The 11746-nt window shown below is 61.7% G+C and carries 18 protein-coding genes; all 18 read right to left on the bottom strand.

All coding sequences use genetic code 11. The annotated features are described in order from the left end of the window. Nucleotides 1–12: 12 nt before the first annotated feature. Entirely contained in the window at nucleotides 13–444 is a 432-nt protein-coding gene (locus ACIQWS_RS04945; RefSeq protein WP_403170991.1) for an NlpC/P60 family protein, read from the bottom strand. Next, on the bottom strand, nucleotides 441–1319 hold the full coding sequence (locus ACIQWS_RS04940; RefSeq protein WP_346307413.1) for a DUF2163 domain-containing protein: 879 nt from the start codon (nucleotides 1317–1319) through the stop codon (nucleotides 441–443). The genes ACIQWS_RS04945 and ACIQWS_RS04940 overlap by 4 nt, the downstream gene beginning before the upstream one ends. Continuing rightward, nucleotides 1316–1945, bottom strand: coding sequence for a DUF2460 domain-containing protein (locus ACIQWS_RS04935; RefSeq protein ID WP_346307412.1), 630 nt, complete (start codon nucleotides 1943–1945; stop codon nucleotides 1316–1318). The genes ACIQWS_RS04940 and ACIQWS_RS04935 overlap by 4 nt, the downstream gene beginning before the upstream one ends. Before the next feature lie 11 nt (nucleotides 1946–1956). Then, nucleotides 1957–2487 (bottom strand): phage tail tape measure protein, encoded by a 531-nt coding sequence (locus tag ACIQWS_RS04930; protein WP_346307411.1) that lies wholly within the window; start codon nucleotides 2485–2487, stop codon nucleotides 1957–1959. 2 nt (nucleotides 2488–2489) lie between these two features. Next, the gene (locus ACIQWS_RS04925) at nucleotides 2490–2711 is read right to left on the bottom strand and encodes a rcc01693 family protein (protein WP_403170982.1); all 222 of its coding nucleotides are present in this window, start codon (nucleotides 2709–2711) and stop codon (nucleotides 2490–2492) included. Further along, a complete protein-coding gene (locus tag ACIQWS_RS04920; RefSeq protein ID WP_288195043.1) occupies nucleotides 2708–3046 on the bottom strand; it encodes a gene transfer agent family protein in 339 nt (112 codons plus the stop codon). Before ACIQWS_RS04920 ends, ACIQWS_RS04925 begins: the two co-directional genes overlap by 4 nt. Beyond that, entirely contained in the window at nucleotides 3046–3459 is a 414-nt protein-coding gene (locus tag ACIQWS_RS04915; RefSeq protein WP_403170978.1) for a phage major tail protein, TP901-1 family, read from the bottom strand. The genes ACIQWS_RS04920 and ACIQWS_RS04915 overlap by 1 nt, the downstream gene beginning before the upstream one ends. Nucleotides 3460–3516: 57 nt before the next feature. Then, nucleotides 3517–3927 (bottom strand): DUF3168 domain-containing protein, encoded by a 411-nt coding sequence (locus ACIQWS_RS04910; RefSeq protein WP_403170975.1) that lies wholly within the window; start codon nucleotides 3925–3927, stop codon nucleotides 3517–3519. After that, entirely contained in the window at nucleotides 3924–4070 is a 147-nt protein-coding gene (locus ACIQWS_RS04905; RefSeq protein WP_403170972.1) for a hypothetical protein, read from the bottom strand. Before ACIQWS_RS04905 ends, ACIQWS_RS04910 begins: the two co-directional genes overlap by 4 nt. Beyond that, a complete protein-coding gene (locus tag ACIQWS_RS04900; RefSeq protein ID WP_403170969.1) occupies nucleotides 4067–4402 on the bottom strand; it encodes a phage head closure protein in 336 nt (111 codons plus the stop codon). The genes ACIQWS_RS04905 and ACIQWS_RS04900 overlap by 4 nt, the downstream gene beginning before the upstream one ends. Continuing rightward, a complete protein-coding gene (locus ACIQWS_RS04895; RefSeq protein ID WP_403170966.1) occupies nucleotides 4402–4962 on the bottom strand; it encodes a hypothetical protein in 561 nt (186 codons plus the stop codon). The genes ACIQWS_RS04900 and ACIQWS_RS04895 overlap by 1 nt, the downstream gene beginning before the upstream one ends. A 66-nt stretch (nucleotides 4963–5028) precedes the next feature. Beyond that, nucleotides 5029–6279, bottom strand: coding sequence for a phage major capsid protein (locus tag ACIQWS_RS04890; protein ID WP_403170963.1), 1251 nt, complete (start codon nucleotides 6277–6279; stop codon nucleotides 5029–5031). 35 nt (nucleotides 6280–6314) lie between these two features. Next, nucleotides 6315–6854, bottom strand: a complete 540-nt coding sequence (locus tag ACIQWS_RS04885) for an HK97 family phage prohead protease (protein ID WP_403170959.1) — start codon at nucleotides 6852–6854, stop codon at nucleotides 6315–6317. Next, nucleotides 6841–7212, bottom strand: coding sequence for a DUF6107 family protein (locus tag ACIQWS_RS04880; RefSeq protein ID WP_403170955.1), 372 nt, complete (start codon nucleotides 7210–7212; stop codon nucleotides 6841–6843). Before ACIQWS_RS04880 ends, ACIQWS_RS04885 begins: the two co-directional genes overlap by 14 nt. A gap of 2 nt (nucleotides 7213–7214) precedes the next feature. After that, nucleotides 7215–8393, bottom strand: a complete 1179-nt coding sequence (locus ACIQWS_RS04875; protein ID WP_403170953.1) for a phage portal protein — start codon at nucleotides 8391–8393, stop codon at nucleotides 7215–7217. 806 nt (nucleotides 8394–9199) lie between these two features. Next, nucleotides 9200–10438: a DNA-packaging protein gene (locus ACIQWS_RS04870; RefSeq protein ID WP_403177491.1), complete on the bottom strand. Its 1239-nt coding sequence runs from the start codon at nucleotides 10436–10438 to the stop codon at nucleotides 9200–9202. Continuing rightward, nucleotides 10419–10913 (bottom strand): hypothetical protein, encoded by a 495-nt coding sequence (locus tag ACIQWS_RS04865; protein ID WP_403170949.1) that lies wholly within the window; start codon nucleotides 10911–10913, stop codon nucleotides 10419–10421. The genes ACIQWS_RS04870 and ACIQWS_RS04865 overlap by 20 nt, the downstream gene beginning before the upstream one ends. 142 nt (nucleotides 10914–11055) lie before the next feature. Next, the gene (locus tag ACIQWS_RS04860) at nucleotides 11056–11691 is read right to left on the bottom strand and encodes a LysE family translocator (protein WP_403170946.1); all 636 of its coding nucleotides are present in this window, start codon (nucleotides 11689–11691) and stop codon (nucleotides 11056–11058) included. Nucleotides 11692–11746: the final 55 nt, after the last annotated feature.

The following is an 11746-nucleotide window of genomic DNA, read 5'->3' as shown; positions in this document are numbered from 1 at the left end:
GCCGGGTGGTTCCTATCTGCGGAGGGGAAAGGCGAAGACCGCCGCGATGCGTTTTCGCCATTGCGGCACCAGCGCCGATTCCATGATCCTGTGCCCCTCATAGGCGTGAATGAAGTGTTCCTCGCCCGTCAAAATGCCGAGATGCTTGGCTGCCATGCCGTCCCGCCAGCGGAAGAGGATGAGATCGCCCGCGTCCACATCCTGCACGGCCTTCTCGGCCATGTGACGTCTCGCTGCCTGGACGAGCGGATCGCCGTGTCCTGCTTCCGCCCAGTCAGCGGAATAGACGGGAATCTCTTCCGGTTCGCATCCGTAAAGCGTGCGCCAGATGCCACGCACCAGCCCAAGGCAATCGCAGCCGACGTGGAGCGTGGAGCCGCCATGCCGGTATGGCGTACCAATCCAGCGACGTGCTTCGGCGACAACGTCGATTGCGATGGTCATGGCACCAGCACGCCGCCGTCGAAATTGCCCGATCCGTCGGCATAATTATAGGCGGCGTCATTGCCAGGCAGATGCGGAAATCCGCGAAAATTGGCTGTATTGCTGAACTTTGTCTTGCAGGTGCCAAAGCTCTTGTCGCAGCCTGGCAGCAGCGAAAATGTATCGCCCGCCTGCATGTCCGGCACCGGCGCATCGCGCAGATCGAGCCGGATGTCATTCCCCGCCATCTCCTGCCCGGTCACCACGTTGGTGCGGCCGGCTTTGCCGCCGGAAGTCCAGGTGAGCACGCCATTGCGGAACCAGTTCGCGGCGGCGGCGTGCAGGCCGCTCGCCAGAAAGGCGCGGTCGGATATCACGCCGGAAACGCTGCCCTTCTCGTCATCGCTGCGATAGCCGCAGCGCGCATCACCGAGCTCCGCATCGCACAGCCGCGTGATCCGCCGTCCCTTCACCTTGTCGAGGTCGACGGCGCTGCTTTTCAGCTCCGCCACGAAACGGTTGCCGCTGCGGGTAACGGTGCCTATCCTTGCCCGCCGCAAAAGGACCCGCTGCTGCGGTGCCGCCCAATTGACGATAAATGTCTCGACAAGGGCGTCGTCGAATGCACCGGATTCCACGCCGCTATCGGTAATGCCGAGGGATGACAGGGCACCCTCGACTTCCGCGCCATCAACAGCGAGCCCCAGCGCACTTGTCGCCTCGCTGGCCGTCAGACCCGTCTGCGGTTCACAGCGCACGTCCTCGATGCTCAATAGCCGGTCATGGTCGGTGAAACCGAGGAGGACGCCATCCTTTCGACGGATGATCCAGCAAAAGCAATGGGTTGTCACATCACCTGCAAGATGTGATTCAAGCTCGGGAGAAAGGGGGTTCATGCCTTCACCTCGATGATCGGAATGGTCGGGATTTCACCCGCGTTGAACGATTTGACGCTGATGGTCAGCCGGTCCGTATCGAAGCGGACGGGAACGTCAAAGGCAAAGCCGGCGGTCACAGACGTTCCTGCGGGTGGTATGCGGTCTGGTTTGAACACGATTTGGCCCGTCAGCACATCGACCGTAAAATCAGCCGGCTCCTGCTTTTCAATGCCGCCCACCGCAACCCGCACGGAGCCTTGTACCGGCTTGGAGATGATGCGCCGATAATCGCCATAGCGTTTCTGCAGCTGGAACGCCGCCTGCTTTCCGTCACCTTGTCCCAACACCTGATCCGTCGCGGCAATCGGCTTGCCCGCCGCGCAGGACTGATGGTCGAAAGGATCGCGGAACCGGAACGCAAGCAGCGAACCGCACCGCGCCTCGAAGAAGCTCAGGACCTCTTCCAGATCGGCCAGTGACCGTACGCCGGTTCCTGCGTCGTAGTGATGGCGTGATGACGCCCAGCGCGCATTGCGCTGTTCGTGTCCCGAGGTCAGCGCCACAATTTCGTTCTTCCATTCCGGGCCGCCCGTTGCGCCAAAGGATATGCCGAGCGGAAACCGGACATCATGGAAAGGCTGCATCGCGTTGTTTCCTATAGGGTGCGCGTGCCGCGGTGCACGGCGCGCGCCAGCATCCCCGTCAACTGGGCTTCCGATTTGCGGAATGAGGCTGCATCGGGCGTATTCACGTGCAGGACCACCTGCACCGGCGAACCGCCTCCATGCGCAGCAATACCCAGCCTGCCATCCGCTCCGCGGGCCAGAGGCATGATGGCCTCCGCACCCGCTTCGCCCATCAGCCCGAGCGATCCGCCCGCACCAAAGTAAGTCGGGCTGGAAACCACGCCACCCTTCGCATGCGGTTTTGCCGCGCCCAGCAAGCTTGAAAACATCGACGCGCTCCAATCTTCGAGCGATTTCATACCGGTGGTCAGCGCCATGCCAGCCATGTCCCGCCCCAACTGCCGCAGCACGTCACCGAGGTCGTTGCCGCTCATCACGGCGCTTTTCAACGACCCGGTCAGGACACGGCCGAATTGCTCGGACTGCGCCTTCAGGTCAGACAATGCCTTCTCGAAACCCGATGTATCGGCGTCGATCGCCACCGTCATTTTGTCGTTCATGGCTATTCCTCGCTCAAGGCCGGTGCATCGGGAAACGCCTGCATCAATTGTTCGAACCGCGGCCGGGAGCAGGCTGCCTGTCCCGGCGGCTCCGCGAAAGCCGCGCAGATTTCCCGTGGCGTCATTGCCCAGAAGTCATATGTGGAAAGCCGCAGCAGACCAAAGCCTGCGCCCATGAGGACCGCCCACGGAAAGACGAGGCCGGAATCTGCTGCGGCATTCAAGGGTTTGCGCTGGATTGCTCCGTTTTTGATTCACCGAAGGTCGCCGCCAGCAGTTCACTGACGATGCGGGCAAAGCCCGTTGCCCCGCCCTCCGCCCGCATCTGCGCTGCTTCCTCCGGCGTTATGCTGTTGCCGCCGCCCTTCAGCCCGGCAGCAATGATCTTTGCCGCGTCACGGGCGGAAAGCGTACCGCCGGAAAAGCGCTGCAACAGCATTCCCATGTCGGCCGCCATGAAGGCGTCCTCCAATTCGGCCAATGCGCCCAGCGTCAGGCACAGCGTCCATTCGCGCCCGTCCAGGACGGCGCTGATTTCACCGCGATGCCGGTTTGCCATCAGGCCGCCTCAGTGAAACGGATGAGGCCGGCGGATTCCAGGGCGATGTCAAAGGTCACCTCGGCATCGTGCTTGCCGCCATATTCGAGCGCCGTGATCTGGAAAGGTCCCTGCAGGGAACCGAAATCCGGCAGGATGATCTGCCATGAAAGGATATCGCCTGCAAAAAATGCCCGCCGGATCAGCGCGTCCGATTGCGCATCCTTGAACAGACCTGAACCGCTGATCGACGCGCGCTGCACGCCGCTGCCGCCCAGGAGTTCACGCCACCGCCCCGCCGCATCGGCGTCGGTCACATCGATGGTTTCGGTGTTGAAGGCGATCCGGTTGGACCGCAGCCCCGCGCAGGTGACGAACTTGCCGCCCGCATCCTGCAGTTTGAGCAGGATATCCTTGCCTCTCTGGGCGCCCATTGTTTGAAGTCCTCCATGCAAAAGGGCACCCGGCCGGTGCCCTTGCTCGTTTGAAGTCTACGGCTGGAACTCTTCCGTCACCGCCCGGTACCGCATGACACCGGCGAAGCTACCGCGGCTGTCGGCCAGCGCCGTCTGCGCGTATTCGAGGCGGATGCTGACAAGTTTGTGCCCTTCCACAGGTAGCGGCACTGACAGCAGGAGCCGCTCGATCCGATCCATAATGTCGAAAACCGTTTTTCGGCTGGCCTGATGTGTCCACACATGCAGCGTCAGCAAATGCTCGCCGCCGCGTTCGGTAGACGTGCTCCAGTCATAGGTGCTGGCCGTCCCGAAGGTGATGTAGGGAAAGTCGGACTGCTGCGGCACATGATCGAAAACCCGCCGGTTCACCCATTCATTGAGACCCGCATCCGCCTTGAGTACCTGCAACAGTGCCTTTTGCAGTTGAAGCCCGGCGCTGGTCATCGCACGGGCTTTCGTTTGTCCGGCGCTTCCTGTTCGTGCCCGGCCGGCCTTGATGCGTCCGTCATCTCTTCGCGCAGCTCAATCGCGCGCCAGCGCAGTGTCCGGATGAGGTCCGCTACCGTTATTTGCAGGCTCAGTTTCATAGCCCCTCCACCCGTGCCCGGCAGACGAGATATCGCCCGGTCTCATCGGGATCGTGAATTGTCACCAGCCGGAAAATGCGGGCTCCCTTGCGCAAGCGCATGCCGCTTTTCAGATCGCCCCGTCCCCGCAGCGTGATGCGATGTGTGATTTCGGCCAGGCTCTGCCCGCCGTAAAACACCATGCCTGCACCCGCCGGCTCGATATGCGCCCAGACGGTGGCTATTTCCTGCCATTGTTCGACGCTGCCGTTCACGGCATCATCGGCAAGAACCGCCCGTTCCAGCTGCAGTTCATGCGCCAGTTTGCCGGGATCAATGAACAGCGTCGGCATCAGAGCGAGACCCTTCGCCAGAGATTGACAACACGCTCGAATGCCGGCGTCAGGGAGGCGGGATGGTCGGCCGGGCTATAGGTCCCGCGAAACTCATACCAGTGGGCAACCAGGGTCATCAGTGCGTGTTTGAGCGCATCCGGCACATCCACCCCCGTTTCGCCGAAACCGGCTATGACATCGATCTCCAATCCGCCCAGCCCATGGGCCGGAGATTGCAGGTGCAGCCGTGCAGGACGGCTTGCGGCCTCCAGATGCATCGCCACGGTCGGGAGAACGACCGGCACCCCGTCAGGCTCGTAGGCCGTCACGGCAGCGACGGACTGCACGGGATAGCGATCAATTCTTATCAGGCCATCATTCGGCCAGCGGTCGATGTAAAACCGCAGCTGCTGTTTGATCAGCACCAGTCCGGTCAGGGTCTCCAGTGTTTCGCGTGCCGCCTTCAGCAGCCCGGAAAGCAGTGCATCCTCGCCGGTTCCGCTCAGCCGCAGGAACTGACGCAGATCCGCCAGAGCCACCGGCTCCACAGCCGGCGGCCTTACTACAGTGATGGTCATGGACATTCCTGCATTGGTTGAGAGGCGTTCGGCTGCATGAGGGTCGTGCAGCCAATCCCTGTTTGACTACGCCGCGAATTTCAGCAGCTTGATCGCATCGAAGTCCTGCACGCCGCCGCCCACGCGCTTGGTCGTGTAGAACAGCACGTAGGGTTTGGCGGAATAGGGATCACGCAGGACCCGCACCCCGGTGCGATCCACCACCAGGTAGCCGCGGGCGAAATCGCCGAAGGCAATGGCAGCGCCGCCGGTTGTCATCGGTGGCATCGCCTCTGCTTCGGTCAGCCGGAAGCCCAGCAGCGAGGCCTGCTGGCCAGGTGCTGCGGGCGGCGTCCAGAGATAGTTGCCGTCATTGTCCTTGAGCTTGCGCACGGCTGCCTGCGTCTTGCGGTTCATCACCCAGCTGGCATTCTGCCGGTATCCGGCCTTCAGTGTATAAACCGTATCAAACAGAATGTCCGAGGCGTTCGAGGCTGCAAACCCACCGGCAATGCCGGTCGAGACGCTGCCCAGCTTGCCCCAGCTCCAGATCGCATCGGCAATGCTGTCATAGGTCAGGAAACCCTTGGGCTGACTGGTGCCGTTGCCGTTGATGAAGGCCTGCCCCTCCTGTTCGGCGAAAGCGGTCTCGACCTCGGAGGATATCCACTGTTCCACATCGACGGCCGCGTCATCCAGCAGCGACGAGGATGCCGCCGGCATGGCGTAAAGTTCCATGGTGGGAAATTGCAGTTCCGCCAGTTTGGAGGCTTCCGTCTGCGGGCGGGCGTCGGTTTCCCCGACCCAGCCCACGGCGGGTCCCTTCACTGCAAACGGCTTTTTCAGCACGGAGCCGGATACCTGGCGCACCGTTGCGAGGGCACGGATGGGCGAGAGCGCGGCCAGCCGCATGCCGATATCGCGCTCAAGTTCCGGCGGCACGAGATAGCCGCCATCGGGCGCGGAGCCAATGGACAGAGCCTTTGCTTCGATGGTGCGCACGCCGTGCTCGTCGCCGCGCCGGATATAACTGTCGAAGGCGGTCTTGTGCTCCAGCGACAGCAACGGGCTCATCCCCGTTTCCAGGGCGGGCCGCGCCTTCTTCAGCAGCATATGGTCGATCATGCGCTTCTGTTCATCCAGCGCGTGATTGATGCGTTCGACCTTTTCATCGGTCAGAACATCAGCGCTGGCACGTTTTTCAATTTGCCTGATCCGGTCGTCATTGTTCTGGCGGAACTCATCGAAAGCCTGCATGAAATCATTGAACGCTTCGGCTACATTCTGTGTGCCCGCATTCTTGGCTTCGGGTGCCGGTGCGGAAAATTGTTCGGTCATTTCAAATCCTTTGTGTGTGAAATGGAGAGAATGATTCAAGCGCGGAGCCGCCGGGCCGCCGCCCGCAGGGTTGCAGCCAGCGCCGCATGAACGTCTGCCGGCTGCGCCTTGACCTGCCCGACCCGAGCCGAGGGCAGCATCGGAAACGTCACCACGGAAATTTCCCAGAGGTCCGCCTCGAGGATACGCCGATTGCCGAGGCCATCCGTCTTGGCCTTGACGGTGCGAAAACCAATGGACAACCCATCGATTGCCCCGGAGCGCATGAGTTCCAGCACGTCGCGCCCGCGGGTAACACCGGTCGTCAAACGGCCCTCGACATAGAGCCCGCGCCTGTCCTCGGCGATCCGGGTCCAGACGCCGATGGGCTCATTGGGATCGTGCTGCCAGAGCATGCGAATGCCTGCAGCGCTCCGCTTGCGAATGGACGCGGCAAAAGCCCCGGGCGCGATGACATCCTTGCCAAGGTCGACCTCGCCGAACAGGCTGGCATAGCCGGAAAAACTGCCGTCGAGCTCAACCCGTTCGATGGCCACTCCAGCGAACTTTTTCTCAATTCTCTTATTTCTCAGCATTGGCGATATCCCTTTTGCCGGAAGGACTTGGATGATCCTGCGCAGGTTTTGATTCACCGATGCGCGCCGTCAGACGGGAAAAAATGCCAAGGGCGGTCCAGGCCGCAAGACTGGCAGCGGCAGCGCCCATCAGCATCAGTTCGCCATCGCCGAGCTGGCCGCGAATGTCGAGTTCGGATGCAATCTTCACACCGGCCAGCCCGCCAAAGGCCAAGCCGCAGACGATGCCGACGATAAAGCGGATGGCTGCCTCGCTCTTGTCCCTCGGCAGCATGTAGGCAAGCGAGACAGCGGAGCCTGCAACGGCACCGGCTGCCTTTGCCGCCAGAATCCAGGCGGCATCGGACCAGTTTGTCATGATCATTCTCCGGAAAATTCGTGCGGCCTGCGGGCATATCCCACGGCCTCTCTCTTCTCGTCATCACTGAGGAATGGCGCTGCCGATACGCGCTGCCACAGCGCGTCCCGTTCCATCGACAATCCGTCGATACGATCGAAATCCGGCTCCAGCCGCAACCCGGCGCCATAAACCGGACCCAGCCAGTTGCCGATGGCCTTGGCGGTGCGTGTGATCAGCGGGATCACCGTCAGGCGATAGAATGCGCGATTGGCTTCGGCATAATTGGCATAGGTGTTGTCGCCGGGGATACCGAGCAGCATGGGCGGAACGCCGAAGGCCAGGGCGATATCGCGGCTGGCGGCATTCTTGGCGGCGATGAAATCCATGTCGCGCGGCGACAGGCCCATGGATTTCCAGTCGAGCCCGCCTTCCAGCAGCAGCGGCCGCCCTGCCTTGGCCGCGCCGGTGTATCCCTCTTCCAGTTCGGTCTTCAGCCGCTCGAACTGCGCTTCGGTCAGCCGTGCCGTATCGGCAGGCGCATAGACGAGCGCGCCGGATGGCCGTGCCGAATTATCGAGCAGCGCCTTGTTCCAGACGCCGGACGCATTGTGAATGTCGAGGGCCATCAAAGCCGCTTCGAGCGGTGCAAATCCGTAGTGGTCATCCAGCGGATGAAACAGTTTGAGATGAAGCGCCTGTCCGTCATCGAGCGGGATGGTGCGCTTGCTCGCGCCAACGCCATAGCAGAGCGCCAGCGGCCATCCGTTGTCACCCGTGACCACGCGTATCCGGTCCGGGCGCAGAAGGTGCAGTTCGCTGGCACCGTTGCCGCTGCTGACCCTTTCCACATAGGCGTTACCGGACAAAAGGAGATGACCGTAGAGCGTTTCGAACAGGCTGGCCCCGTCGGCGCCGCGATGCGGACTTGACAAGAGGTCAAGCAGCGGATGCAGCGTGTGTTCGGTCCGCCCCTCGTAGAGCAGCCAGGGCGTGGCGGCAGCGGCTTCCGCCAGCAGACGCACACAGCGGTAGACAACGGGATTGCGCATGAATCCCTGCCGGGACAGTCCAGTGTAACCGCCCTGCGACCAGCGCGCTTCACGGTCGAACTGCAGGGCGACAAACCCTTGCGCTGCCTTGGTCTGCAGAGACGGGTTTTCGTTCGCGGCGCGACGGCGCCACGGCCAATGACGTGCCATGGGACATGTTCTCTTTGTTAGGTGAAATGGATCAGGTCGTCGGGACAACCGCACGCGGTATATCGCATCGGCGATTCAACCCTGCATTCGTTGAAGCTTCTGCAAAATCCGGCAATGTGTTGAAGCGGAACAGGTTTTGAGAGCGAAGCAGAACGCACCGAGCCAGCCGGTGTATCGGGAAGATGGGCCTCCCGACCACAGCATTGGCCTTGCTCTCAAACTTGGAGGTGGATGTGTGGTACCTACCACTTAGCATCACCTTGGAAATGAAAAGGACCCGGACGTGCTTGCAACTAACGATCCGGATCCAATTCATTTTCTAAGAAAAGGGGCGCGGGCGAAAGCTCGCGTCCCACTCCAAGACAATACAATAACTCCGCCGCCTTTCCAAGCAACCCGGGGTTTAGCCAACCACGCGAACACGCGGGATGGCCCCTCGCTCCGATAACAACCGCACGCCGCATATCGCAGCGACGATTCAACCCTGCATTCGTTGAAGCTTCTGCAAAACCCGGCAATGTATTGAAGCGGAACAGGTTTTGAGAGCGAAGCAGAACGCACCGAGCCAGCCGGTGTATCGGGAAGATGGGCCTCCCGACCACAGCATTGGCCTTGCTCTCAAACTTGGAGGTGAACGATGTGGTATCTGCCACTTAGCATCACCCTGGAAATGAAAAAGACCCGGACATGCTGGTCACTCTGCGTCCGGGTCCATTTCACTCACTAGGAAAGGGGCGCGGGCGAAAGCTCGCGTCCCACTCCAAGACAATACAATAACTCCGCCGCCTTTCCAAGCAACCCGGGGTTTAGCCAACCACGCGAACACGCGGGATGACCTCTCGTTTCAGCATCAGCTCGCTCAGGGCCCAGACCAGCGCATCGACGCGATCCGGCGAGCGGCCGTTCGACAAGCCCGCATGGGTGAAATCGCACATCTCGTCCTCCAGTGCGGCAAACCGGCCCGCATGCCGGACCCTGCCCTGTTCGTACAGGGCGGCAATGGGCTCGGCACGCAGTGCCTTGCCGCGATTGGCCCGCACGCTGCGTACCGGCACCCTATCGTCCTGCGCGGCAATCACCGCAGCCACCATATCGCCGCCCTGATTGATTTCCGCGATGATCAGGTCAGCCTCCAGCCGGTGAAACAGCGCAACCGCGCGCCGTGCCCATTGGATGGGCTTGGCCGGTGCAAAACTCTCATCCGCGAGCACCCAGCCCGTCCCCGCCGCATCACGTCCGGCCGCAACAATGCCACAGGCATCGGATTTCCGCGTCGCGCTGGCCGGGGGATCAATGGCAACGACAATCCTTTGCATCTCGGGCACATCATTGCTGTAAATCTCATCCAGCATCGACCGGGACCACAGGGCATCGCGCCGCTCCTCGATCAGCTCGCCGTCAAGCTCCTGCCGGCCAAGCCGGGTTCCGCCGTAAAGCCTGTTCACATGTGTCAGAAAGCTTTGGGCAAGATTGGCTTCGTTCTCCGCCGTTCGCATGCGGTTCACCAGAACAGCATTATCATTCATCAATGTCTTGAGCAGCGCGATGGGTTTCGGCGTGGTTGTCACCACCTGCTTGGGATTTTCCCCGAGGCGCAGACCGAATTGCAGCATGTCCCAGGTTTCCTGCGCGTGTTTCCACTTTGCCAGTTCGTCGCTCCAGGCTGCATCGAATTGCGGCCCGCGCAGGCTGTCGGGATCCTCCGAGGAGAACATTGCCGCCGTCGCGCCATTGGCCCAGACGAGCCGCCGGCGCGTCACCTCGAAACGCGGCCGCTCGGCCCGCGATACCGCCATGATCCCGGACGGGCCGTCGACCATGACCTCGCGCACATCGGCAAGCGTTTCGCCCACCAGCGCGATGCTGAGGGATGGCCGCGGCCGGAAGGGTGGAAAGCCCTGCACGATACTGTTCACCCACTCGGCCCCGGCGCGGGTCTTGCCGGAACCGCGCCCGCCAAGGATCAGCCATGTCCGCCAATCCCTATGCGGCGGTTGCTGGTTCGCCCGCCCCTGGAACACCCATTCATTGATCAGTGCCTGCATCTGCACCGGGCTGAGATTGTCGCTGCACCAGTTCGTCGGCGCGGCAGAGGGCAAGTTCATGGATTCTTCCGTCGATGCGCATCATCGCTTCGCGCAACGCTTCCGGGCTGAGCATGAGCACGGACCGCTGCTGTCCAACGCGCTTCTCCTGCGTGTCGCTGAGGCGATCCATGGTGCGGGCAAGCTGCGCGAGGGCGTCCAGCCGTGTCTTCGCCGTCGCCGTCTCGTCTCCCAGTTGCAGTTGCTCCAACTCCCCACGCAAAAGCGCCATGAGATCGTGAATGAGCGTAATTTCCGTGTTCTGGCATTCCAGATATGCAAGCGTCAGCCCGTCATCGAGGACGCGCTGTTCGAACTCCGTCCGGCCGATGCCGAACACCGGCGCCATTGCGTCGGCGGAAATCCCGTAGTGCCGGCAGAGATCATAGGCGTGCCGGCGGCACAGCGCGCTCTCGCCGCGCTCCATCATTGTCATGGCCAATTCCCGGAAGATCAGATCGCCCGCCACCGGAATGATCCGGGCACATTTCTGACGATAACCAGACCCTACAGAAGTTCCGTCACGCAGTCAAGGACTATTTTCCTAAATATGATTATTTTCTTTCAATACCCCGCCGTCAGGCGGATGCCTTCCTCCAGCCGAGCGCCAGCAGCCCTGCCCCGATCATCAGCGAACCGCCGGTGCGGTTGACCGCGCGCTGCACCCTCGGCTTGCGGATGGTCTGGCGCGCCATGGAGGCCATCAGCGCATAGGACCCGGCGTTGAGCGTTGCCAGCACAAGGAATGTCGTCTCGAAGATCAGCATCTGGGTGAAGACGGGCCGTGCCGTATCGAGAAACTGCGGCAGGAACGCCACGAAAAAGATGATGCTCTTGGGGTTCAGCGCCGTCACCACATAGGTGTGCAGGAAGATGCGCAGCGCGCTTCCATCGCTCTCCTGCGCTTCGCCTGCGGCGGCATTGTCCGCCACCGGGGCGCGCCACAGCTTGATGCCGAGATAGATCAGATAGGCTGCGCCAATCCATTTGAGCACGGTGAAGATCGCGGCGGAGGCGGCAAGCAAGGCGCCGAGCCCCAGCATCGATGCCGTCATGGCAGTGAAATCGCCCAGCGCCACACCCGCAACGGTTGCAGCGGCAAAGCGGCGGCCATGGCCAAGCGCATAGGAAATGACCAGCAGGATGGTCGGACCGGGAATGGCCAGAAGGATTGCCGATGCCGCAACAAATGCCAGCCAGTGTTCGATGGACATGCTCTTTCTCTCCCGCCAAAAAACCACAGCAATCCATCACCGGAACACAATTGCA

This window comes from Phyllobacterium sp. NPDC097923, assembly GCF_044760925.1.
GTDB lineage: Bacteria > Pseudomonadota > Alphaproteobacteria > Rhizobiales > Rhizobiaceae > Phyllobacterium > Phyllobacterium calauticae.
The sequence above is the reverse complement of the archived record's forward strand: the minus strand, read 5'-3'. Positions and strand labels throughout refer to the sequence as shown.